This is a genomic window from Plantibacter elymi (nom. nud.) (genome assembly GCF_900177795.1).
GTDB classification, from domain to species: domain Bacteria; phylum Actinomycetota; class Actinomycetes; order Actinomycetales; family Microbacteriaceae; genus Plantibacter; species Plantibacter elymi.
This window is the reverse complement of record NZ_FXWJ01000001.1, coordinates 195824-218510: the sequence shown is the minus strand read 5'-3', so window position 1 is coordinate 218510 and position 22687 is coordinate 195824. Positions and strand designations below refer to the sequence as shown.

21 protein-coding genes and 2 tRNA genes are annotated in these 22687 nt (G+C 65.3%); 9 read left to right on the top strand and 14 right to left on the bottom strand.

The window, feature by feature from the left end; genetic code table 11:
* Positions 1–149: 149 nt before the first annotated feature.
* The gene (locus tag CCK91_RS01060) at positions 150–707 is read right to left on the bottom strand and encodes a peptidylprolyl isomerase (RefSeq protein ID WP_064294028.1); all 558 of its coding nucleotides are present in this window, start codon (positions 705–707) and stop codon (positions 150–152) included.
* Positions 708–811: 104 nt separating this feature from the next.
* On the opposite strand from CCK91_RS01060, the gene CCK91_RS01055 reads away from it, so the two are divergent.
* A complete protein-coding gene (locus CCK91_RS01055) occupies positions 812–1336 on the top strand; it encodes a hypothetical protein (protein WP_086472480.1) in 525 nt (174 codons plus the stop codon).
* A gap of 70 nt (positions 1337–1406) precedes the next feature.
* Here CCK91_RS01055 and CCK91_RS01050 read toward each other — a convergent pair whose 3' ends face one another.
* From CCK91_RS01050 to dnaA, 11 genes are all read right to left on the bottom strand, one after another.
* Positions 1407–1829 (bottom strand): NUDIX hydrolase, encoded by a 423-nt coding sequence (locus CCK91_RS01050; protein ID WP_086472479.1) that lies wholly within the window; start codon positions 1827–1829, stop codon positions 1407–1409.
* A 74-nt stretch (positions 1830–1903) separates the two neighbouring features.
* A tRNA-Ala gene (locus CCK91_RS01045) sits at positions 1904–1976 on the bottom strand.
* Between the two features lie 55 nt (positions 1977–2031).
* Positions 2032–2105: transfer RNA gene (locus CCK91_RS01040), tRNA-Ile, on the bottom strand.
* 87 nt (positions 2106–2192) lie between these two features.
* Positions 2193–2600: a DUF3566 domain-containing protein gene (locus CCK91_RS01035; RefSeq protein WP_086472478.1), complete on the bottom strand. Its 408-nt coding sequence runs from the start codon at positions 2598–2600 to the stop codon at positions 2193–2195.
* Positions 2590–5214 carry a DNA gyrase subunit A gene (gene gyrA, locus CCK91_RS01030; RefSeq protein WP_086472477.1) on the bottom strand — a complete coding sequence of 875 codons (2625 nt, stop codon included), beginning with the start codon at positions 5212–5214 and terminating at the stop codon, positions 2590–2592. Before gyrA ends, CCK91_RS01035 begins: the two co-directional genes overlap by 11 nt.
* 107 nt (positions 5215–5321) lie before the next feature.
* Positions 5322–7331 (bottom strand): DNA topoisomerase (ATP-hydrolyzing) subunit B, encoded by a 2010-nt coding sequence (gyrB, locus tag CCK91_RS01025; protein ID WP_079704323.1) that lies wholly within the window; start codon positions 7329–7331, stop codon positions 5322–5324.
* 123 nt (positions 7332–7454) lie between these two features.
* Positions 7455–7979 (bottom strand): DUF721 domain-containing protein, encoded by a 525-nt coding sequence (locus CCK91_RS01020; protein WP_086472476.1) that lies wholly within the window; start codon positions 7977–7979, stop codon positions 7455–7457.
* Positions 7972–9204, bottom strand: coding sequence for a DNA replication/repair protein RecF (gene recF / locus CCK91_RS01015; protein ID WP_086473109.1), 1233 nt, complete (start codon positions 9202–9204; stop codon positions 7972–7974). Before recF ends, CCK91_RS01020 begins: the two co-directional genes overlap by 8 nt.
* Positions 9205–9364: 160 nt before the next feature.
* The gene (gene gnd / locus CCK91_RS01010; RefSeq protein ID WP_064294036.1) at positions 9365–10255 is read right to left on the bottom strand and encodes a phosphogluconate dehydrogenase (NAD(+)-dependent, decarboxylating); all 891 of its coding nucleotides are present in this window, start codon (positions 10253–10255) and stop codon (positions 9365–9367) included.
* Between the two features lie 17 nt (positions 10256–10272).
* The gene (gene dnaN / locus CCK91_RS01005) at positions 10273–11424 is read right to left on the bottom strand and encodes a DNA polymerase III subunit beta (RefSeq protein ID WP_064294037.1); all 1152 of its coding nucleotides are present in this window, start codon (positions 11422–11424) and stop codon (positions 10273–10275) included.
* Between the two features lie 560 nt (positions 11425–11984).
* Entirely contained in the window at positions 11985–13406 is a 1422-nt protein-coding gene (dnaA, locus tag CCK91_RS01000; protein ID WP_064294038.1) for a chromosomal replication initiator protein DnaA, read from the bottom strand.
* A gap of 327 nt (positions 13407–13733) precedes the next feature.
* Between dnaA and rpmH the strand changes: the two genes are divergently transcribed.
* The 8 genes from rpmH (at position 13734) to CCK91_RS00960 (ending at position 20901) form a co-directional block, all read left to right on the top strand.
* Positions 13734–13871 (top strand): 50S ribosomal protein L34, encoded by a 138-nt coding sequence (rpmH, locus tag CCK91_RS00995; protein ID WP_056010217.1) that lies wholly within the window; start codon positions 13734–13736, stop codon positions 13869–13871.
* Positions 13810–14241 (top strand): ribonuclease P protein component, encoded by a 432-nt coding sequence (gene rnpA / locus CCK91_RS00990; RefSeq protein WP_369821864.1) that lies wholly within the window; start codon positions 13810–13812, stop codon positions 14239–14241. Before rpmH ends, rnpA begins: the two co-directional genes overlap by 62 nt.
* Positions 14238–14549 carry a membrane protein insertion efficiency factor YidD gene (gene yidD, locus CCK91_RS00985; RefSeq protein ID WP_079003764.1) on the top strand — a complete coding sequence of 104 codons (312 nt, stop codon included), beginning with the start codon at positions 14238–14240 and terminating at the stop codon, positions 14547–14549. Before rnpA ends, yidD begins: the two co-directional genes overlap by 4 nt.
* A 9-nt stretch (positions 14550–14558) precedes the next feature.
* A complete protein-coding gene (gene yidC / locus CCK91_RS00980; RefSeq protein ID WP_064294040.1) occupies positions 14559–15542 on the top strand; it encodes a membrane protein insertase YidC in 984 nt (327 codons plus the stop codon).
* Between the two features lie 8 nt (positions 15543–15550).
* Positions 15551–16054, top strand: a complete 504-nt coding sequence (locus tag CCK91_RS00975) for a Jag family protein (protein ID WP_064294041.1) — start codon at positions 15551–15553, stop codon at positions 16052–16054.
* A gap of 30 nt (positions 16055–16084) precedes the next feature.
* The gene (rsmG, locus tag CCK91_RS00970; protein WP_086472474.1) at positions 16085–16726 is read left to right on the top strand and encodes a 16S rRNA (guanine(527)-N(7))-methyltransferase RsmG; all 642 of its coding nucleotides are present in this window, start codon (positions 16085–16087) and stop codon (positions 16724–16726) included.
* 2214 nt (positions 16727–18940) lie between these two features.
* Entirely contained in the window at positions 18941–19843 is a 903-nt protein-coding gene (locus tag CCK91_RS00965; RefSeq protein WP_304442360.1) for a ParA family protein, read from the top strand.
* On the top strand, positions 19843–20901 hold the full coding sequence (locus CCK91_RS00960; protein WP_086472472.1) for a ParB/RepB/Spo0J family partition protein: 1059 nt from the start codon (positions 19843–19845) through the stop codon (positions 20899–20901). Before CCK91_RS00965 ends, CCK91_RS00960 begins: the two co-directional genes overlap by 1 nt.
* A 268-nt stretch (positions 20902–21169) precedes the next feature.
* Here CCK91_RS00960 and trxA read toward each other — a convergent pair whose 3' ends face one another.
* Positions 21170–21490, bottom strand: coding sequence for a thioredoxin (trxA, locus tag CCK91_RS00955; protein ID WP_064294045.1), 321 nt, complete (start codon positions 21488–21490; stop codon positions 21170–21172).
* A 45-nt stretch (positions 21491–21535) separates the two neighbouring features.
* Positions 21536–22546: a thioredoxin-disulfide reductase gene (gene trxB, locus CCK91_RS00950; protein ID WP_086472471.1), complete on the bottom strand. Its 1011-nt coding sequence runs from the start codon at positions 22544–22546 to the stop codon at positions 21536–21538.
* Between the last annotated feature and the right edge of the window lie 141 nt (positions 22547–22687).

Sequence of the window (22687 nt, the reverse complement as noted above, 5' to 3'; positions counted from 1 at the left end):
AAACCGACTGCCCCGGGCGTCTGGCATTCTCCACAGATCGTCCGACCGCAACGCTGGCAGAGCACGAAGCTCTGTCGGTCGGGGTGGCGATAGCAGAAGTTGGCCGACGGATCCCGGGGCAGGGTCACGGTCTGTCCTCCGAGCGGGGTCTAGGCCTCGGAGATGGTGACGCTCTCGAGGACGACGGGCTCGATCGGCTTGTCGCCGGCACCGGTCGGGACGGCCTGGATGGCGTCGACGACCGCGCGGGACTCGGCGTCGGCGACCTCACCGAAGATGGTGTGCTTGCCCTGGAGCCACTGCGTGGGAACGGTGGTGATGAAGAACTGCGAACCGTTCGTGCCCTCGACGGCGCCCGTGATGGCGTTGCGGCGCTTGCCGGCGTTCGCCATGGCGAGGATGTAGGGCTCGTCGAAGTTGAGCTCCGGGTGGATCTCGTCGTCGAAGTTGTAGCCCGGGCCGCCGGTGCCGGTTCCGAGCGGGTCGCCGCCCTGGATCATGAACGCGGGGATGATGCGGTGGAAGATGAGGTCGCTGTACAGCGCGTCGTTCCGGGTCTGGCCCGTCTTCGAGTCCGTCCACTCGCGCCCGCCGGTCGCCAGGTCGGTGAAGTTCTTGACCGTCTTGGGAGCGTGGTCCCCGAAGAGGTTGACCTTGATCTCACCGTGGTTGGTGTGCAACGTGGCGACTGCGGTGTGCTTTGACATACTCCCAATTCTTGCACAAGGGTTCGGGACTCTCGGATGGTATCCAGGGGTCTAAGTGGCAAGATGGAGGTTACGTTGTTGCCGCGATCATTGGAGATGACCACATGAGCCTGTCACGCAAGCGCCGGAAAGAGCTCAAGAAGCTCAAGGGTTCCGCTGCCGACCTCTGGGACTCCCAGCAGGATGTCCTGAACCACGCCAACGAAGTCGCACGTGAGGTGAGCCGTCAGCTCGGGAACTTCTCGAAGGAGCAGGTGGTCCCCGTCGTGCGCGACACCTACGAGCACCGCGTCGTCCCGACGGTCGACCGGGGGATCAAGGTCTCCCGCAACGCCGTCGACGGCGTGCGCAAGGGCATCACGGATGGTGTCGTCCCCGCTGTCGGTGGCGTCGTCGGAACGGTGCTGAGCATCGGCGACATCGCCAAGGACACCCGCGTGCAGGCAGCCCTCCGCCGTCTCCACGTGCCCGAGCAGGTGCTGCCCGCCAAGAAGGGCGCGAGCGCCGGTACCGTCATCGCGATCGGCCTCGGCGTCCTCGCCGCTGCCGGTGTCGCCTACGCCGTCTGGCAGACGTTCCGTGCAGACGACGAGCTGTGGGTCTCCGACGAGGAGCCTGCCGCTTCCTGATCTCGCTTCGCACGACGCAGCCCCTCGCCGGTTCCGACCGGGGAGGGGCTTCGTGTTGTGACGGCTGTGCTCAGATGAGCCCGGCGAAGCGTCGTCCGACGTCGACGAGGCTGACGCGGTCGAGTGAGCCGACCTCCTCGAGCGGGTACCACGCGGCGTAGTCGGTGCTGCCGTCGGACTCGTAGGTCAGCGTGCCGCCGGTGAGGTGCGCCCGGTAGACGATGCGCAGCGTGTGGAGCGGCCCGGTGGCGGCCGTGCTGAGGCGACGCTCCGCCGGCACGACCTGCGAGTCGACACCGATCAGGTCGTCGAGCTCCGCGTGGTAGCCGGTCTCCTCGAACACCTCGCGGACGGCCGCGTCGGCCGGGTCCTCACCGGGGTCGATGCCGCCGCCGGGGAGTGTCCATCCGCTGTGTCCGCTCTCGTTCCAGTGGGAGAGGAGCATGCCCCGTTCGTCGACGATGACGGCATAAGCAGCGACGCGGATATCCATGCCGCCAGCCTAACCGCCGGGCCCCGCGACAACGGAGAACGCCCCCGGCGTCTGCCGAGGGCGTTTCTGGACTGTGGAGCCTGGGAGAATCGAACTCCCGACATCCTGCTTGCAAAGCAGGCGCTCTACCAACTGAGCTAAGGCCCCGGATGGAGCAGATCCGGAGATCCGATCCAATCGGTGTGTTGCTGGTCGTGCAGGGTGGGGCTACCAGGACTTGAACCTGGGACCTCTTCGTTATCAGCGAAGCGCTCTAACCGCCTGAGCTATAGCCCCGTTTTGAACCTTGTTGAGACTACCCGATTCCCGCCGCAACTCATAATCGAGCGGCGCCGCACGGGGCGGCGCCGACCAGACGGAGCGTCAGTTGTTGGTGAACCCGACGAGGAGGCCACCCGTGATCTTCACGCTGAGGTTGTAGAGACCCGCGAGCAGGGCTCCCAGCAGCGTGATGACGATCAGGTTGAGCAGCGCCACGATGCCCGCGAAGGCCATGACCTGCGGGAGGTTGACGTACTGCAGGATGTTGTTCCCCGGGCCGGCGATGTCGGTGAACAGTCCACCGACCTTCGTGAAGACACCGGTGGTGTTGAGCACCGTGTAGACGAGGAAGAAGAAGACCACGATGACCACGGCGACCGCGATCGCCGCCAGGAACGACAGCTTCACCGCCGACCAGAAGTCGATGTACACCAGCTTCAGGCGCACCTGCTTGGTGCTGGTGCGTTTGGTCGACTTCTTGGCCAACTTCTCTGCGACGCTACTGCTCATCTACTTCTTCCTTCATCGCCGGAGTCTCGTCCGGCACGGATGCCTCGGGTTCTGCACCCTCCGTGGCGGCTGCGTCTGCAACCGTCTCCGGAACATCCTGGGTCTCAAGGTTTCGGTCACTGTTCTTGGCCAGCGCGATGATTCGGTCGCTCTCCGCGAAACGTGCGAAGACGACGCCCATCGTGTCGCGCCCCTTCGCTGGAACTTCGGCCACGGCAGACCTTACCACCTTGCCACTGGCAAGAACCACAAGGACCTCGTCGCTCTCGTCGACGATCAGCGCGCCCGCAAGGGTGCCTCGATCGTCGTTCAGCTTGGCCACCTTGATGCCCAGACCGCCGCGGTTCTGGCCGCGGTACTGGTCGATGTTGGTGCGCTTCGCATAGCCGCCCTCGGTCACGACGAAGACGAACGCCTCGCGTTCCTCACCCTCGACGGACGGCAGCACCGACGCCGAGAGCAGCTTGTCGTCGTCGCGGAAGTGCATGCCGATGACGCCGCTCGTCGCGCGTCCCATCGGCCGCAGGGTCTCGTCGCTCGCCGTGAAGCGGATCGACATGCCCTTGCGGGACACCAACAGGACGTCGCTGTCGTTCTCCACGAGCAGCGCGGAGGTGAGCTCGTCGCCCTCGCGCAGGTTGATCGCGATGATGCCGCCCGAGCGGTTCGTGTCGTACTCCGAGAGCGCCGTCTTCTTGACGAGACCGTCGTGCGTCGCGAGCACCAGGTACGTCGCGGCCTCGTAGTCGCGGATGTCGAGGATCTCGGCGATCTCCTCGTCGGGCTGCATGGCGAGCAGGTTGGCGACGTGCTGGCCCTTGGCGTCGCGGCCGGCCTCCTGCAGCTCGTACGCCTTCGCGCGGTACACGCGACCCTTCGTCGTGAAGAAGAGGAGCCAGTGGTGCGTCGTCGTCACGAAGAAGTGGTCGACCACGTCGTCCGCGCGCAATTGGGCACCCTTGACGCCCTTGCCACCGCGGTGCTGCTGGCGGTAGTTGTCGCTGCGCGTTCGCTTGATGTACCCGCCGCGGGTGACGGTGATGACCATCTCCTCTTCGGGGATCAGGTCTTCCATGTTCATGTCGCCGTCGAAGCCGAACATGATCTCGGTGCGGCGGTCGTCGCCGTACTTGTCGACGATCGCGGTCAGTTCTTCACTGACGATCTCGCGCTGACGGACCGGCTTCGCGAGGATGTCCTTGAGGTCGGCGATCTGCGCTTCGATCTCGGCGGCCTCGTCGATGATCTTCTGACGCTCGAGGGCGGCGAGACGACGCAGCTGCATGTCGAGGATCGCGCTGGCCTGGAGCTCGTCGATCTCGAGGAGGTCCATGAGGCCTGTGCGCGCCTCGTCGGCGGACGGCGAGCGACGGATGAGCGCGATGACCTCGTCGAGGGCGTCGAGCGCCTTCAGGTAGCCGCGGAGGATGTGTGCGCGCTCCTCCTTCTTGCGGAGTCGGAACACGGTGCGGCGGACGATGACCTCGACCTGGTGCGTCACCCAGTTGGTGATGAACCCGTCGAGCGGCAGCGTGCGCGGGATGCCGTCGACGATCGCGAGCATGTTCGCGCCGAAGTTGTCCTGCAACTGCGTGTGCTTGTAGAGGTTGTTGAGGACGACCTTCGCGACCGCATCGCGCTTCAGCACGATGACGAGCCGTTGGCCGGTACGACCGGAGGTCTCGTCGCGGATGTCGGCGACGCCGCCGAGACGACCCTCCTTGACGAGGTCGGCGATCTTCAGCGCGAGGTTGTCGGGGTTCACCTGGTAGGGGAGCTCGGTGACGACGAGGCAGGTCCGGCCCTGGATCTCCTCGACGTTCACGACGGCACGCATCGTGATGGAACCGCGACCCGTGCGGTAGGCGTCCTGGATGCCCTTGATACCGAGGATCTGCGCGCCGGTCGGGAAGTCCGGCCCCTTGATGCGCTGCATGAGCGCCTCGAGGAGCTCGTCCCGGCTGGCCTCCGGGTTTGCCAGATGCCAGAGGGCACCGTCGGCGACCTCGCGGAGGTTGTGCGGCGGGATGTTCGTGGCCATGCCGACCGCGATGCCGACCGACCCGTTGACGAGGAGGTTCGGGAAGCGCGCCGGCAGGACGACCGGTTCCTGGGACTCGCCATCGTAGTTGGGCTGGAAGTCGACGGTCTCCTCGTCGATGTCGCGCACCATCTCCATGGCGAGCGGGGCCATCTTCGTCTCGGTGTACCGAGGGGCGGCCGCGCCGTCGTTACCCGGTGAGCCGAAGTTGCCCTGGCCGAGCGCCAACGGGTACCGCAGGCTCCACGGCTGGACGAGGCGCACGAGCGCGTCGTAGATGGCCGTGTCGCCGTGCGGGTGGAACTGACCCATGACGTCGCCGACGACGCGCGCGCACTTGGAGAACGAGCGGTCGGGGCGGTAGCCGCCGTCGTACATCGCGTAGATCACGCGACGGTGGACGGGCTTCAGCCCGTCGCGGACGTCCGGGAGGGCACGACCGACGATGACGCTCATCGCGTAGTCGAGGTAGCTGCGCTGCATCTCGAGCTGCAGATCGACCTGGTCGATCCGTCCGTGCACGCCGTGGTCCTCGTCCGGGACCGTGATCTCGTCGTTGGTTTCGTCTGCCATGTTCTCTTACTTCTCCTGGTCCCTGAGCTTGTCGAAGGACCTGTTCGATGCGAGGTGGATCACTTCGACAAGCTCAGTGACCGGTGGATGAGGGTGGTTCGTGCCACTCAGATGTCGAGGAAGCGGACGTCTTTCGCGTTCTTCTGGATGAAGGTCCGGCGGGACTCCACGTCCTCGCCCATGAGCGTGGAGAAGATCTCATCGGCAGCAGCGGCGTCGTCGAGGGTGACCTGGAGGAGCGTCCGCGTCTGCGGGTCCATGGTGGTCTCCCACAGCTCCTTGTAGTTCATCTCGCCGAGACCCTTGTAGCGCTGGATCCCGTTCTCCTTCGGGATGCGCTTGCCCGACGCGACACCGTCGGTGAGGAGCGCGTCGCGTTCGCGGTCGCTGTACACGTACTGGTGGTCGGCGTTCGACCACTTCAGGCGGTAGAGCGGCGGCTGCGCGAGGTACACGTATCCGAGGTCGACGAGCGGGCGCATGTAGCGGAACAGGAGCGTCAACAGCAGCGTCGTGATGTGCTGGCCATCGACGTCGGCATCGGCCATGAGCACGATCTTGTGGTACCGCACCTTGTCGGGGTTGAAGTCCTCACCGATGCCGGCACCGAAGGCCGTGATCATGGCCTGGACCTCGTTGTTCGCGAGGGCGCGGTCGAGGCGTGCCTTCTCGACGTTGAGGATCTTGCCACGGAGCGGGAGGATCGCCTGGGTCTCCGGGTTGCGACCCTGCACGGCGGAACCGCCTGCGGAGTCACCCTCGACGATGAAGATCTCGGAGAGCGACGGGTCCTTCGACTGGCAGTCCTTGAGCTTGCCGGGCATGCCGCCACCCTCGAGGAGGCCCTTGCGGCGGGCCGTCTCGCGGGCCTTGCGGGCGGCGAGTCGAGCGGTCGCGGCCTGCAGCGCCTTCCGGATGATCTCCTTGGCCTGGTTGGGGTTGCGGTCGAACCAGTCGTTGAGCTGCTCGCTGACGACCTTCTGCACGAACGCCTTCGCCTCGGTGTTGCCGAGCTTGGTCTTCGTCTGGCCTTCGAACTGCGGCTCGGAGAGTTTGACGGAGATGACGGCGGTGAGGCCCTCGCGGACGTCGTCGCCGGAGAGGTTGTCGTCCTTCTCCTTGAGGATGCCCTTCTCGCGCGCGTAACGGTTCACGAGCGTGGTGAGCGCAGCCCGGAAGCCTTCTTCGTGGGTGCCGCCCTCGTGCGTGTTGATCGTGTTCGCGTAGGTGTGGACGCTCTCGTTGTACGCGGTCGTCCACTGCATCGCGACCTCGAGCGCGATCTTGCGCTCGGTGTTCTCCGACTCGAAGGAGATGATCTCGTCGTGGACGAGCTCGGCACGCTTGGCCTTGTTCAGGTACTCGACGTAGTCCTCGAGACCGCGCTCGTAGAAGAAGACGTCCTTGCGCTGCGAGTGGGCCGCCGAGTTGTCGTCGACGTCCTCGGCCTCGATGGCGTCGCGCAACGGCCGCTCGTCGGCGAGCTCGATACGGAGGCCCTTGTTGAGGAACGCCATCTGCTGGAAGCGGGTGCGGAGCGTCTCGTAGTCGAACTCCGTCGTCTCGAACGTCTCGGCACTCGGCCAGAAGGTGATCGTGGTGCCCGTCTCGGAGGACGGCTCGTCCTCGTGGAGCGGGGCGTCGGGGACACCGTGCTGGAAGCTCTGGCGCCACACCGAACCCTGACGACGGACCTCGACGGAGAGGCGCGTGGACAGTGCGTTGACGACGGACGAACCGACGCCGTGGAGCCCACCGGAGACCGCGTACCCGCCGCCACCGAACTTGCCGCCTGCGTGCAGGATGGTCAGGACGACCTCGACGGTCGACTTCTTCTCCACCGGGTGGATGTCGACCGGGATGCCTCGACCGTTGTCGATGACGCGGACGCCGCCGTCCTCCAGGATGGTCACGAGGATCGTGTCGCAGTAGCCGGCAAGGGCCTCGTCCACGGAGTTGTCGACGATCTCGTAGACCAGGTGGTGCAGACCACGTGGACCGGTGGACCCGATGTACATACCGGGCCGCTTCCGGACGGCTTCGAGACCTTCGAGAACCTGGATGGCACTTGCGCCGTAATCAGAGTCTTGGGCGTGCGTGTTGGGTTCTGATGTCATAGGAAAAGAGGGCTCCAAACCGTCGAGATTCGACCGTTCCATCCTACCAAACAGACCCCGTGAAGCCGCGAGAAAACGCCCGTTTGAGGCACTTTTCCATGCCGGGAGGCCGTATTTGCCTCCCTAGCCGTAAGTATCGCGTGGACCACGCCCTGGGATCGACCTGGGGCCTCTTTTCCAGGAGGGTGCTCCGGGGCCCTGGAAACGGATCGTGTCGACACCGGCGTCGGGATAGCGTTCGGCGATGCGGACGAGGATCTCGTGACGCATGTGTCGCAGCTGTGTCGCCCACGCCGTCGACTGGCATTGGACGAGCAGGACGCCGTCCGAGATCGACACCGGTTCGGAGTACCTGGCGGTGTCCTCGCCGCACAACTCCGCCCAGTTGCCGAGCACCTCGTGCTGGGCGAGCGGCGAGTTCCACCCGAGTCCGGCGGTCAATGAATCGATGACCGTCCCGAGGCCCTTGGGGTCGCGACCGACACCGTACGGCACCGAGTCCTGCGGCCCCTCGGCCGAGCGTTCGCGGCGCTTGCGGTCACGGGAGATCCGCTCGCCGCCGAAGATCTCCTTGAACCGGAGGTACACCGTGGCGGAGAGTTCCCCCGCCGGGTCGGCATCCCGTCCGAGTCGCCGCGGCTCAGTCATGCGTCGACTCCGCGGGGAGTGGCTCGTGCTGCGCGGGACCGCCCGCCTCGTCCGGACCGTCCACGATCCGTCCGGCCTCGATGCGCACGACGTGCGCGGTGAACCGTTCGGGGACGTCGTCGAACACCGCCGCGGTGATGATGACCTGGTCGTACTCCGCGACCGCGGCCGCGAGGCGTTCCCGGCGACGCGAATCGAGCTCGGCGAAGACGTCGTCGAGGATGAGCACCGGATCACCGAGGGACGAGTCGGCGCGGAGGAGCTCGGCTGAGGCGAGTTTGGCGGCGAGTGCGAACGACCACGATTCACCGTGGCTCGCGTAGCCCTTGACCGGCAACCCGTTGAGACCGAAGAACACGTCGTCGCGGTGCGGTCCGACGAGCGTCAGGCCCCGCTCGAGTTCGGCCGACCGACGCTGCGCGAGCGCCGCACGGAACCGTTCCGCGATGCGCGCCAGATCGACGGGCGCGCCTGGCTCCACGCCCTCCGTCGGATCGGCGGCTGCCGACTCGTCCTCGGCATCGGTCCCGGCGATGCTGAGCACGGGCAGGAGGACCGGTCGGTGATCGTCTCCGGCCACGGCTTCGTACGCGGCACGCAGTGGCCCACCGAGCATGGCCAGGAGTTGCAGACGTTCGGCGATGATCTCCGTGCCGTACTGCACGAGTCGATCGTCCCAGAGGTCGAGCGTGGCCAGGGGCCCGGACTTCAGCCCACGCGCCCTCGCCGATTTGAGGAGGGAGTTCCGCTGTTTCAGGGAGCGGTCGTAGTCGGCCATCACCCCGGCCAGGCGGGGGATCCGCTGCACGAGGAGCTGGTCGATGAACCGCCGGCGCGCCGACGGGTCGCCGCGGACGATCAAGAGGTCTTCCGGGGCGAACAGCACGGTGGACACGTACCTCGGCAGTTCGCGCGGCTTGATCTGGGACCGGTTCACCTGCGCGCGGTTGGCCGAACCCCGGTTGAGCTGCACCTCGGCGAGCAGCTCACGACCGTCGTGCACGATGCGGGCCCTGATGATCGCTGCGTCGGCACCGTGTCGGATGAGCGCCTGTTCGGAGGAGACCCGATGGGAACCGAGGCTGCTGAGGTATCCGATCGCCTCGACGAGGTTGGTCTTGCCCTGGCCGTTTCGGCCGACGAACAGATTGGGTCCGGGTTCGAGCGCCACGTCGACCACCGCGTAGTTGCGGTAGTCGGTGAGATTCAAGTGCCGCACGATCACCACGTCACCCTACCGCCTCGCCCTGACGCCGAACGGGTCGGGGCGCCTTCGGACGTCCGAACGCGGCCGGCACGACGACGCAGGGTGAACGAAATCGACCCTCCAGCGGAGCGGAAGGCTCCGGGAGGGTCGATTTCGTTCGTCAGGAGACGTCGTGTCGTCAGTCGTCGGCCTTCTTGACCGCGTGTCCGCCGAACTGGTTGCGGAGTGCGGCGACCGCCTTCATGGCCGGCGAGTCCTCCTGGCGCGACACGAAGCGGGCGAAGATCGATGCCGAGATGGTCGGGACGGGCACCGCGTTCGCGATGGCCTCCTCGATCGTCCAGCGACCCTCGCCCGAGTCCTCGACGTAGCCCTCGATCTGCTCGAAGTCCGGGTCCTCCTCGAGGGCACGGACGAGCAGCTCGAGCAGCCAAGACCGCACGACAGTGCCGCGCTGCCAGGCCTTGAAGGTGCCGGGCACGTCCTTGATGATGTCCTCGCGCTTGTCGAGGAGCTCGAAGCCCTCGGCATACGCCTGCATGAGCGCGTACTCGATGCCGTTGTGCACCATCTTCGCGTAGTGGCCGGCGCCGACCTCTCCGACGTGAACGAAGCCCTCATCGCGCGGGCCTTCAGGACGCAGGGCGTCGAAGACGGGCATGACCCGCTCCACCTGCTCCTTGGAACCGCCGACCATGAGGCCGTAGCCGTTGTCGACACCCCAGACACCGCCGGAGACGCCGGCATCGATGTAGTCGATGCCCTTCGCCGACAGGAGTTCAGCGTGCTTGAAGTCGTCCGTGAAGCGGCTGTTACCGCCGTCGATGATCAGGTCGCCGGCCTCGAGCAGGCCGTTCAGCTCCTCGACGACGGAGTCGGTGATGGCCCCGGCGGGGACCATGACCCAGACCGTGCGAGGTGCCGGGAGCGCAGCGACGAGGTCGCTGATCGTCGCGACGTCGGTGACATCGGGGTTCCGGTCGAAACCGGTGACCTCGATGCCGTTCGCACGCAGACGCGTGCGCATGTTGTTGCCCATCTTGCCGAGACCGACGAGACCGATGTGCATGGTGGATCCTTTGCGTGTCAGCGCAGCAGCAGGTTCGGCTGCAGCAGGTACTTGTAGCTGTCGGCACCCGGCTGATCCTTGGAGGATTGGCTCGTGATGAGCATGGGTCCCGGCTTGTTCGTGTTCTCCGTCTTCGTGAACGAGAACCGCACGTACTCGCTCCGGACCGCGGTCAGACCGTCGATCAGGAACTGCGGCTTGAGGGAGAGCACGATGTCGTCGCCGGTGAGGAGGGCGTCGATGCCCTCGGATGCCTGCGCCTGCTCGGATCCGACGGCCTCGAGCGTGAGGCCGTCGATGGTGAAGGTGAAGCGGAGGGCCGCTTCGCGCTCGAGGACGAGCGACATACGCCTGGTCGCCTCGATGAGTTCCGCGGTGTTGATGATCGCGTAGTTGTCGGTCGTCTCGGGGAAGAGCCGCTTGACCGGCGGGAAGTTGCCCTTGATCAGCAGCGAGGTGACCGTCTTGCGGTCAGCCCGGAACGCGATGAGCTCGCGGTCGTCGCGATTCGTGATCGCGACGTTGATGTTGCCGCTGTGGCCGAAGGTCTTGCCGACCTCCTGCAGGGTGCGAGCCGGCACGAGAGCCGTGATCGTCTCGCTTGAACCGTCGCCCTGGCCGGAGTCCCAGTCGATCTCGCGGACCGCCACCCGGTAGCGGTCAGTCGCGACGAGGCTGAGGCTCGTCTTGGAGACCTCGAGCTGCACACCGGTGATGACCGGGGTCACGTCGTCGCGGCTCGCGGCGACGGCGACCTGGCTCACTGCGGTGGCGAACTCGTCGGCAGGCACGAGACCGAAGTCGGCGTCGACCTGCGGGATCGTCGGGTACTCCTCGACGGGCATCGATCCGAGGGTGAACCGGGCCGAACCACAGGTGACCTCGATGCGGTTCTCGACCTTGCTGAACCGCACGGGCGCGTTCGGGAGTCGACTGGCGATCTCCGAGAGCAGCCGACCGTTGACGAGTGCCGTACCGGCCTCCTCGACTTCGGCCGCGATGCCGGTCTGGCTGGAGACCTCGTAGTCGAACGAGGACAGGATGAGACCGTCGTCACCGGCTTCGATGAGGATGCCGTTGAGGATCGGCAGCGTCGGGCGCTGCGGGAGCAGCTTCACTGCGAACGAGACGGCTTCGCTGAATACATCCCGGTTGACGCTGAATCGCACGACAAGTCCCCTGTCTCTGGCTCTCGATGACGTCACCAATGCTAGTGGGTCCGCTTCCGGGGTCGAGTGGGACGAGGTGCTGTGGAGAAGCGAGCCTGGGGAAAGGTTGTTTGCCGGAGAGATCATTGAATTAACGGTTAACAGTCTTAACCGGTGTGGAAACTGTGGATAAGTCTCCCGAACCCGCTCGAACACAGGGAACTACATGTGTGTAACTTGGTGGTGGCCTGTGGAGAGAACGACGCCAGGGTGTGGGACGCGGAGGTCGGTGAACGGTGTTCACTCACAAGCGTGCCCGGAGCTTCCACATCTCTCCACAGGTTATCCACAGGGCTGCGAGGTCGGAATGTGGACAGATCGGACGCGGATCGTGTCGTCGAATGAGCGCTCGTCGTCGCCTGATGAACGAAATCGGCCCCTCGAGCGCACCGAGTGCGTCGAGGGGCCGGAAACGTTCACCAGGACGCGTCAGGCGCCGTAGCGGTTCCCTGGTCCCCGAGCCTGTTGAGGGCCCTTCGACAAGCTCAGGGACCGAGTGAGGCTCAGTGACCGGACACGGGTCAGGCGCCGTAGCGGAGGTTCTGCTTGATGCGGCTCGTGAGCTCGGTCACCTGGTTGTAGATCGAGCGCTTCTCCTGCATGAGGTCGGTGATCTTCCGGTTGGCGTACATGACCGTCGTGTGGTCCCGGTTGCCGAACAGCTGACCGATCTTCGGGAGTGAGAGGTTGGTGAGTTCGCGACAGAGGTACATCGCGATCTGACGCGCCGTCGCCACGGCCTGCGACCGGCTCGAGCCGTACAGGTCGTCGACCGAGAGCTTGAAGTAGTCGGCCGTCGTGTTGATGATGTCGATCGGCGAGATCACGTTGTCGTCGTCGAGGCTGATGACGTCCTTCAGCACCGTCTGGGCCAGCGTCATGTCGACCGCCGTCCGGTTCAGGCTGGCGAACGCGACGACGCGGATGAGCGTGCCCTCCAGCTCACGGATGTTGCTCGACACCTTGGTGGCGATGAACTCGAGGACCTCGTCCGGGATGTGCAGCTTCTCGTTCTGCGCTTTCTTGCGCAGGATCGCGATGCGCGTCTCGAGGTCGGGAGCCTGGACGTCGGTGATGAGTCCCCACTCGAAGCGTGAACGCATCCGCTCTTCGAAGCCGGTGAGCGCCTTCGGCGGCAGGTCGCTGGTGATGACCACCTGCTTGTTGTGATCGTGCAGGGTGTTGAAGGTGTGGAAGAACGCCTCCTGCGTCTCCGCCTTGCCCTGGAGGAACTGGATGTCGTCGATCAGCAGGATGTCGATGTCGCGGTACCGCGACTGGAAGAACGAGCCGCGGTTGTTGGCGATCGAGTTGATGAAGTCGTTCGTGAACTCCTCGCTGGACACGTACCGGACGCGGATCCCCGCATAGAGGTTCATCGCGTAGTGGCCGATGGCGTGGAGGAGGTGGGTCTTGCCGAGTCCGGAGTCGCCGTAGACGAACAGCGGGTTGTAGGCCTTGGCCGGCGCCTCGGCCACCGCGACCGCGGCCGCGTGCGCGAACCGGTTGGACTGGCCGATGACGAAGTTGTCGAAGCTGTACTTCGGGTTGAGTCGGGTGTCGTTCTCTCGCGCCGGCAGCGTGGGCGTCGGGGTCAGCTGCGGCTGCGGCGACTCGAGCGGTGCCGGGTCGATGTGCTGGAAGCCGGTCTGCTCGTACCGTTCCTCGACGATGTCGGGGTTGACGACGATCGCGTAGTTGCCGACGGGACCGCCGTCGACGATGGACGCGAGTGCGGCGAGGATCGGTGCCCGCATGCGCTGGTTGAGCATGCCCATCGTGAACTCGTTGGGCACCTCCAGGTAGAAGGTGCCGCCCATGATGCCCTTGGGGACGATGAGGTTGAGGAACCCGCGGAGCGGCGGGGTGATGCGGTCGTCGACGGAGAGGATCTCGAGCACCGATTGCCAGGTCTCAGCGATCGCATCGTCGGCGTCCGACATAGTTCTCCCCACACATACTCACAGGTTCATCCACAGGCTCTCCCCTGAGTATTCGGGGCTGAGCGCGGTGCTATCCACACGCTGTGCATAACCCGAGGGCTTACGCTAACAACACGTCGCCCCAGTCCCAAATCACTGTACGGCCGCCCTGCGTGTCACTGCTACAATTTCTGAGAATCCTGTGGATAATCATTCGTTTGGGCGCCGCTGGTTTGACCTTCGCGCGAGTAGACCGTAGGTTTAATCAGTTGACTTCTGCCCACGGGCACCCTTCCGTACCCTGCTGCCACCTGTGCAGTGGTGGGTCATGATCCGGAGATCGTAATTATGAGCAAGAGAACCTTCCAGCCGAACAACCGTCGTCGCGCCAAGAAGCACGGCTTCCGTCTGCGCATGCGCACGCGTGCCGGCCGCGGCATCCTGTCGGCTCGTCGCGCCAAGGGCCGCACCGAACTCTCCGCGTAGAGCCGTCGTGCTCGAGCGTGCGAGCCGGATCACGTCCGGCGACGACTACCGAGGGGTAGTTCGTCGCGGGTCCCGGTTCGTCGGCGAGCACACGGTCACGTACGTACGCATGAACCCGAAGGGCGGACAGCCGCGCTTCGGGTTCATCGTTGCGAAAACGGTCGGAAACGCAGTGACCCGCAATCTCGTCAGACGTCGCTTGAAGGCCATCTGCCACGACAGCGTCGTTCAGGCTGCCGGCGGGGCTGACGTGGTCATCCGTGCGTTGCCGTCTGCAGCGACGGCTCCGTTCGCCTCGCTCCATGCCGAGGTCGATCGTGCCTTGGTCAAACGCGGCGTCATCGACGAAGCTTCGGACGCGCTCCGATGAACGGCGTCCTCGCTGCCACCTGCCTCGCGCCCCGCAATGCTGCGGTGCTGGCGCTTCGTGGGTATCGCGCCGCGATCTCACCGCTGTACGGCGACGTCTGCCGGTATTACCCCAGCTGCTCCGCGTACGCTCTGGGAGCGGTGCAGCAACACGGTGTCGTCGTCGGTTCGGCGATGGCAGCGGCCCGCATCGCGAGATGCCACCCCTGGGCAGCACCTCGTTTCGACGAGGTACCACCCAAGAAGAACTTCCGGTACAGCGTCACTTCTCACGGATTTGTCGTGCAACCGAGCCACGGAAAGGGCTGACCCGCACCTATGGACATCATCGGCACAATTCTCTGGCCGCTCAAGTGGGCGGTCGAGCTGCTCCTCGTGGGCTGGCACCTGCTGTGGACTGCCATCGGACTCGACCCCGCGGCCGGTCTGACCTGGGTCCTCTCGATCGTCGGGCTCGTCCTCGTCGTCCGTGCCGCGCTCATCCCGCTGTTCATCAAGCAGATCAAGAGCCAACGCAAGATGCTCGAGATCGCGCCGCAGATGAAGAAGGTGCAGGAGAAGTACAAGGGCAAGCGCGACCAGGCCAGCCGCGAGGCGATGTCCCGCGAGACGATGGAGCTGTACAAGAAGCACGGCACCTCCCCCGTCAGCGGCTGTCTCCCGCTGCTCGTCCAGATGCCGATCTTCTTCGCCCTGTTCTCCGTGCTCAACGACGCCCAGAAGAGCAAGGCCGGCGTCGGTCCCCTGAACGAGACCCTCGCTGTGCAGTTCGGCGACGCGAACCTGTTCGGGATCGCTCCGCTGCACACGAGCATGCAGGCGGCACTCGCCGGCAACCCGGTCAACTGGGCGGTCGTCATCATCGCCGCCGTCATGGTCATCCTCATGTGCGCGTCGCAGTTCATCACGCAGCTGCAGATCGTTTCGAAGAACATGTCGGCCGAGACGAAGGCCAGCCCGCAGTTCAAGCAGCAGCGGATCCTCCTCTACATCCTGCCCTTCGTGTTCCTCTTCTCCGGCTTCGCCTTCCCGCTCGGCGTCATGTTCTACTGGCTGACGTCCAACGCGTGGACGATGGTGCAGCAGTTCCTCGTCATCCGGAACATGCCGACGCCTGGTTCTGACGCTGCGAAGGCTCGTGAGGAGCGTCTCGCGCGGAAGGGCAAGCTCATGACGCCGAACGGCGACGTCATCTCGATCTCCGAGGCGCCGGTACCCGAGAAGAAGACCCCGACGCAGCGCCAGCAGCCCATGGGCAAGGCGCGCGCGAAGAAGCAGCAGACCGACGGACGAGACAAGTAGGAGTATCGGTGACTGACCAGGAACTGGCCCCGGCCCAGGACGAAGCACCCACCATCACGCAGCTCGAAGAAGAGGGCGACGTCGCCGCGGACTACATCGAGGAGTTCCTCGACATCTGCGACATCGATGGCGACATCGACATCGATGCCCGCAATGGTCGTGCGTACGTGTCGATCGACTCCCCCACAGAGAGCAACCTGCGTCTTCTGTCGCGTCCCGACACGGTCAACGCGCTGCAGGAGCTGACCCGTCTGGCTGTTCAGAACCGGACCGGTGGCTTCTCCCGACTCATCCTCGACATCGGCGGATCGCGCGAAGCGCGTCAGCAGGAGCTCGGCGCCCTCGTGGAGCGAGCGGTCGAGCGGATCGAGGCCGGTTCCACCGAGGCGGCACTCCCCCCGATGTCGAGCTACGAGCGCAAGCTCGTCCACGACATCGTCTCGGCTCGCGGCTTCGTGTCCGAGTCGCACGGCGAAGGCCGCGATCGTCACACCGTCATCACCCGCGGCTGACGCGGCCTGATCGTTTCACGTGAAACTGCGATGACTGACGTGCCTGCAGAACTCGAACCGGAACCGGCGGAAGCAGCCGAGTTGTTCGGCGACCGCATCGATGTGGGTCGCGCCTTCGCCGCGAACCTGGCGGAGTTCGGCGAACCTCTCGGTCTGATCGGGCCCCTGGAGCTCCCGCGTCTCTGGACCCGCCACATCCTCAACAGCGTGATCGTGGCTCCGCTTCTCCGTCCCGGACGAGTAGGAGACGTCGGCACTGGCGCGGGACTGCCTGGACTGGTCCTCGCGATCGCCCGGCCGGACGTCGAGTTCGTGCTCATCGAACCGATGGAACGTCGAGTCGCCTGGCTCAACGATCAGGTCGGCGTCCTCGGGCTCGAGAACGTCACCGTCGTGCGAGCGCGCGCTGAGGAGGTTCGCCTCGACGAGCCGCTCGACCAGGTGACTGCGCGCGCGGTCAGTGCGCTCCGCAAGTTGCTCCCCCTCACCGCTCCCCTGCTTCGGGACGGCGGAGAGCTGGTCCTCATGAAGGGCGCCGGCGCGCAGGCGGAGGTCGAGGCGTCGACCAAGGAGCTTCGCAAGTACCGGGTCTCCGGCGTCGAGGTTCGAACGCTTGGTGAGGGTGTTCTCGCGGAGCCGACCCGAGTCATCGTGGGAACCGTCCGCGGCTGAAGTCGGGCGAGAGCTCTTGCGGCCTCCGTGAGGGGCGCCGCAGACGATCTTCCGCGGCTTGCGAGCTCTCGGGAGAATGGCTCCTGACGAACCGGCCCGGAGAATGCGGCCGGTTCAGAGGCCCTGAGTTCGTCAGGAACGATTCTCCGGTCCATTCGGACACGAATTTGGGGCGCTGGGCGGGCCGGATTCGAGTGTTTTCTGACGTTTGCCAGCGGTAATGCTTCTGGTATCTCATATATGTTCTTCACTGGGCCTGTAGCCCCGGTGTCGTGACGCGGCGCCGGCACCGTGATCGACGGGCGGCGATGCTCCGCGCACCGGTGGTCGGCGCACCCAGACGTCGATGCTGTTGTGTGCGGTGGCCGGCCAGCTAGCTGCCCGTTCGGAGATGACGGACGAGTGGGGGTGGCAACGGTGGAGCTCCCAGATTGGTGATCCGGTCTGGCTTGTCAGGGATCTGTGGCCTTCGTTCGCAGTCCGGGTAGGTCCGAGTCGGTCTTTGGTTGCAGGGAGTATGCGTCGGATGCGTCGCCCCGTCCCACACGTTCAGCTGACTCGCGGTGGTGCATCACGTGGCGGACCTCTCGTTGGGCAGCTGTTGCGCGAGATGCGCACTCCGATAGTTCCTCAGTGCCTGCGGGCCCGTCTGGCGCCCGACCGTCGGCAGGCTCTGTCCACCCGCGGGGTCGGTGTTGGCTGAGGTGCTGGGTGAGCTGCCGGCCGAAGAGGGAGAGGATGGCCGGCCGGCCGCTATCGCGCGCGTTGATGTCGTCGCTCTCCTGAAGGTTCGGCGCCGCCTTGCGGTGCGGTCGCATCGGAGCTCCCTGCTGCTGCTCCTAGCGTCTCTCCCCGCGGGATGTGACGTACCTACGGTGCTTGGCGGCCACTCGGCGTAACGATGTATCGAGATCCGCCGGCACTGTGGAGGTCGTGCTCGTGACTCCTGTCAGCTTGGAAGGAGCAGGCGTACTCCTGATCGACGATGCATGATTCCGCGCGCAGATAGCCTCGGAGGAGGGTGCTTGCCGCCGGCAGGGTGAGATTGCGCGACGTTTCACGTGGAACGTGGGAGCGATGCCCCTCGCTGGAGTCCATGGTTCTCAGGAGTGGTTCCTGTCGACCTGGAGTCATGTGACCCAGTTCACTCAGTGAGTGCGCGCCCAGGGAGGCTGTCGTGCCGGGACCGGCGCGGTGTTCGATGTTTCACGTGGAACATGGGTGACGTTCTGCTCCTGCGTGGCTGTGACGCGGTGGTGGAGACGAGTTGAGTTCGACGAGCACACTGCGCGGTAGCAGGCTGGCTTGCGCTCGAGATCACTCCCATCCGTTGCGTTGGTCCTGTCGAGAGTGTTTCACGTGAAACAGCGGGCGGGTACGACGGACCGAGTGCGGGATCGGACGGTTGCGTGATGCTTCGTCGCTACCGCTCCCCACTGTCGGATCACCCCGGTGAGGCGGTCAGCCGGCTGTGGCCAGAGGCTGGTAGGGCGCCTATCGATGTGAGCCGCGGGACGGCTCGGCGTGCACGGAGTCTTGGTTTCACGTGAAACGCTGGCGCGGACCGGCGCCAGTCGTACAGCTCCCCACTATACGAGCGCGTGGAGATAGCGCCTGTGGATAACTCTGTGGACAGTTCTCGCGCGTAACCGGAGAAACTGGTGATCCTCCGTGAAGAAGCGGGCCCCAACCGGCGTACCACCGCACTGTGGTCAACCCGCACCGGGGCAGGAGCCCGGACCTACCGGACCCGGAGTGGGGCGATCGGGTGCGAACTTCCGCGGAAAGACGCGGATCTCTGCCTGATTACAGAAGAACTTCCCCCATGATTGTCAACACACGTCCGCCGGGCTCGCCTCGTGTTGATCTGACCGGCTTCGACCTGCACGCCCGAGGCGCACGTGGTTACGCGGCATCGGGTATCTCGGAGCCCTGTGGATAACCCTGTGGACGAAGGAAGGCGAGGCGTCCGTTCTGGGCACCATTCGGCGCGTTCAACGATATGTGGGTGTCGCAAAACGGCGCTCTGGGGTCGCCACGCGTACGCACTCCCCCGATCACTGTCGGAGATCGCTCCCCTGGCGTCAGCCCACGCTGGTACGGTTGAAGGACACGTTTCGAGCAAGAAGGTTTCACGTGAAACAACCCGAACCAACGCATTCCGCGGCTCCCGAGCGCGACTCCGTTGGTAGCGCCTTCGACGCGTCCACGCCGTTGGCTCGCGAGCTCCATCATCTGACTGAGAGGCGTAAAGCCTTGGCTCACGCAACCCTGCCGACGCCCGCCCACACTCGGGTCTTCACGGTCTCCAACCAGAAGGGTGGAGTCGGCAAGACGACGACCACCGTCAACATCGGCGCCGCCCTCGCCCGTTCGGGGGCACGTGTCCTCGTGATCGATCTGGATCCCCAGGGAAACGCGTCCACCGCACTCGGCGTCGAGCATCACTCGGATGTCCCGAGTGTCTACGACGTCCTGATCGACGACTTCCCCCTGGCCGATGTCGTCCAGCAGAGCCCCGAGTTCCCCACGCTGTTCTGCGCTCCCTCGACGATTCATCTCGCCGGCGCGGAGATCGAACTTGTATCACAGGTCGCGCGTGAGCACCGTCTCCGCACGGCCCTCGAACAGTTCATCCAGGACGCCGAAGAGCCGTTCCACTACGTCCTGATCGATTGCCCGCCGTCCCTCGGCCTCCTGACGATCAATGCCTTCGTCGCGGCCAAAGAGGTACTCATCCCGATCCAGTGCGAGTACTACGCGCTCGAGGGCTTGAGTCAGCTCCTCAGCAGCATCCAGCTGATCCAACGGCATCTGAACCCCGGGCTCGCCGTCAGCACCATCCTGCTGACGATGTACGACGGCCGCACGAACCTCGCGCAGCAGGTGGCCCAGGACGTCCGAGACCACTTCACCGGACAGGTCCTTGAGTCCGTCATCCCACGAGCGGTGCGCATCTCCGAGGCGCCCAGCTTCGGGCAGAGCGTCATCAGCTACGACCCCACGTCGCTCGGCGCAGTGTCCTATCTCGAAGCAGCGGCGGAGATCGCCAACCGATGGGCCGCAGGCTCCTCCGATACACCCGATACGAACCACCCTGAGGGAGTCAGTCACTGATGGCAACGAAACGAACTGGACTCGGTCGCGGGATCGGTGCACTCATTCCGACGACGAGTTCAGACTCGCAGGCGAACCGTCCCGTCGACGTCTTCTTCCCCGACAACCAGGGCACTGCCCGCAAGGCGGCGAAGGACGCGGCTACCGCCGCCGCGGACGCCGCCGCAGCAGAGGCGGCGGCTGCCGACGCCCCCACTGCACCGGACGCCGCTGCTACCACGACAGATGGGCCGCAGCTCGTGGCCGTTCCCGGTGCCCGGCTGGCGTACCTCTCCCCCGAACTGATCGTGCCGAACGCCAACCAGCCGCGCACGGTCTTCGATGAGGACCACCTCGCTGAACTCGTCACGAGCATCCGTGAGGTCGGCGTACTGCAGCCGATCGTGGTCCGGCCGATCCCTGGCGACGACGAACGATACGAACTCATCATGGGTGAGCGGCGTCTTCGCGCCTCGAAGGAGGTGGGTCTCGACCGCATCCCCGCAATCATCAAGGACACCGCCGACGAGGACATGCTGCGCGATGCGCTGCTCGAGAACCTGCACCGCTCGGAGCTGAATCCGCTCGAGGAGGCTTCCGCATACCAGCAGCTCCTGGCCGACTTCGGAATCACCCAGGACGAGCTCGCCAACCGCATCGGTCGGTCCCGCCCACAGATCAGCAACACCATCCGCCTGCTCAAGCTGCCGGCGGCCGTGCAGCAGCGCGTCGCCGCCGGTGTGCTGAGCGCGGGACATGCTCGCGCCATCCTGTCGCTGACCGATCCTGAGGCGCAGCAGCGCTTGGCTGACAAGATCGTGAACGAGGACCTGTCGGTTCGCGCGGCCGAGGCTGCTGCGGCTCAGGGCGTTCAGGCGAAGAAGCCGCGTCCGATCGCCGGCTCGCGACGCGGGCAACTCGATGAGATCGCAGACCGCCTCGGGGACCGCCTGAACACCCGCGTGAAGGTGACGCTCGGCGCGAAGAAGGGACAGATGGTCGTGGAGTTCGCGACCATCGCCGACCTCAACCGCATCCTGAGCGAGCTTGGCGAGTCGGGATTCGGTCAGTCCTCCTGACACTGTTTCACGTGAAACATGAGCCGTTCGGCCGCGAGGTTGCTCATGCCCTTCGACAAGCTCAGGGACCGAGACGGGGGGATCCGTGGATTGGCGCACGGTCGCCCCATCTCGGTCACTGAGCTTGTCGAAGTGGCACGCGCGCGCTCTGTAATTAATAACGCCTGATCAAAGCGATATTTCGGGATGTTTCACGTGAAACACCCTGACGGCGAAAAACCGCCCGGTTCAGATGAGCCGGGCGGTTCCGTGGTTCAGAAAAACCTGATCAGGCGAGGAAAGCTGCGAGATCCTTCTCGAGTGCTGCCTTCGGCTTGGCACCGATGACGGTCTGCACGACCTCGCCGCCCTTGAAGACCTTCATCGCGGGGATGGAGGTGATCTGGTACTTCATGGCCAGGTTCGGGTTCTCGTCGACGTTCAGCTTGAGAACGGTGATCTTGTCGCTGTTCTCGGAGCCGATCGTGTCGAGGATCGGGCCGACCGCGCGACACGGACCGCACCAGGCGGCCCAGAAGTCGACGAGGACGGGCTTGTCGCTGTTGATGACCAGTTCGTCGAACGTGGCCTCGGTGACTGCATCTGACATGAGTGTTCTCCTTCGTGGTGGCCAGGCCGATAGCCTGGCCGTCGATCAAACGGTGGTGGTGAGCACGGGGTCGGCCGGCTGCGGACGACCGGCCGTCTGTGCTTCGCCGATGGCCGACGCTTCCCCAGCAGCCTGCTCGAGGTCTGCGAGGTAGTGCTCCGCGTCGAGGGCGGCGATGGTGCCGCTGCCGGCCGCGGTGATGGCCTGTCGGTACGTGGGGTCGATGACGTCGCCCGCGGCGAAGACGCCGGGGAGGTTGGTCTTCGACGAGCGGCCCTTGACGGCGATCGTGCCCTCGGGGGCGAGCTCCAGCTGGCCGTGGATCAGGTGCGTGCGCGGGTCGTTGCCGATCGCGATGAACAGGCCACCGAGCGGCAGATGGGTCTCCGTGCCGTCGGTGGTCGAGCGCAGCGTCACGCCGTCGACCGCGTCGGCACCGGTGATGCCGGCGACTTCGCTGTTCCAGATGAACTCGATCTTCTCGTTCGCGAACGCACGGTCCTGCATGATCTTCGACGCCCGCAGGGTGTCCTTGCGGTGGATGACGTACACCTTCGACGCGAACCGTGTGAGGAAGGTGGCCTCCTCCATGGCGCTGTCGCCGCCGCCGATGACCGCGATCGTCTTCTCCTTGAAGAAGAAGCCGTCGCAGGTGGCGCACCAGGACACACCGTGGCCGGAGAGTCGCTCTTCGTCGTGGAGGCCGAGCTTGCGGTAGGCGGAGCCGGTGGCGAAGATCACGGTGTGTGCCTCGTGCACCTGTCCGTTGCCGAGGGTGACCGTCTTGACGTCGCCGTCGAGCTTCAGCTCGGTGACGTCGTCGTAGAGGACCTCGGTGCCGAACCGCTCCGCCTGCTCCTGGAGCTTCATCATGAGCTCGGGGCCCTGGATGCCCTCGGGGAAGCCGGGGAAGTTCTCGATCTCGGTGGTGTTCATGAGCTCGCCGCCGGCCTCGACCGATGACGCGACGAGCAGTGGCTGCAGCGAGGCGCGGGCAGCGTAGATCGCCGCAGTGTAGCCGGCGGGTCCTGATCCGATGATGATGACCTGACGCACGATGCTCCTCAGTGGTTCGTGGGCTCCCGGACCAGGTGGGTTCCGGGGTTCCGAGTGGTGTAACACATCCTAACCGGCCGCTATTCCGCTCCCCCCGGGGCCTCGGACAGCTCTCAGCCGGTGAGATCGAGGTGGTGTCGA

Excerpts from the sequence above, each read along its gene's own strand:
- CCK91_RS01060 (WP_064294028.1), bottom strand. The coding sequence starts at position 707 with ATGTCAAAGCACACCGCAGTCGCCACGTTGCACACCAACCACGGTGAG.
- CCK91_RS01055 (WP_086472480.1), top strand. The coding sequence starts at position 812 with ATGAGCCTGTCACGCAAGCGCCGGAAAGAGCTCAAGAAGCTCAAGGGT.
- CCK91_RS01050 (WP_086472479.1), bottom strand. The coding sequence starts at position 1,829 with ATGGATATCCGCGTCGCTGCTTATGCCGTCATCGTCGACGAACGGGGC.
- CCK91_RS01035 (WP_086472478.1), bottom strand. The coding sequence starts at position 2,600 with ATGAGCAGTAGCGTCGCAGAGAAGTTGGCCAAGAAGTCGACCAAACGC.
- gyrA (WP_086472477.1), bottom strand. The coding sequence starts at position 5,214 with ATGGCAGACGAAACCAACGACGAGATCACGGTCCCGGACGAGGACCAC.
- gyrB (WP_079704323.1), bottom strand. The coding sequence starts at position 7,331 with ATGACATCAGAACCCAACACGCACGCCCAAGACTCTGATTACGGCGCA.
- CCK91_RS01020 (WP_086472476.1), bottom strand. The coding sequence starts at position 7,979 with ATGACTGAGCCGCGGCGACTCGGACGGGATGCCGACCCGGCGGGGGAA.
- gnd (WP_064294036.1), bottom strand. The coding sequence starts at position 10,255 with ATGCACATCGGTCTCGTCGGTCTCGGCAAGATGGGCAACAACATGCGC.
- dnaA (WP_064294038.1), bottom strand. The coding sequence starts at position 13,406 with ATGTCGGACGCCGACGATGCGATCGCTGAGACCTGGCAATCGGTGCTC.
- rpmH (WP_056010217.1), top strand. The coding sequence starts at position 13,734 with ATGAGCAAGAGAACCTTCCAGCCGAACAACCGTCGTCGCGCCAAGAAG.
- yidD (WP_079003764.1), top strand. The coding sequence starts at position 14,238 with ATGAACGGCGTCCTCGCTGCCACCTGCCTCGCGCCCCGCAATGCTGCG.
- yidC (WP_064294040.1), top strand. The coding sequence starts at position 14,559 with ATGGACATCATCGGCACAATTCTCTGGCCGCTCAAGTGGGCGGTCGAG.
- rsmG (WP_086472474.1), top strand. The coding sequence starts at position 16,085 with ATGACTGACGTGCCTGCAGAACTCGAACCGGAACCGGCGGAAGCAGCC.
- CCK91_RS00960 (WP_086472472.1), top strand. The coding sequence starts at position 19,843 with ATGGCAACGAAACGAACTGGACTCGGTCGCGGGATCGGTGCACTCATT.
- trxA (WP_064294045.1), bottom strand. The coding sequence starts at position 21,490 with ATGTCAGATGCAGTCACCGAGGCCACGTTCGACGAACTGGTCATCAAC.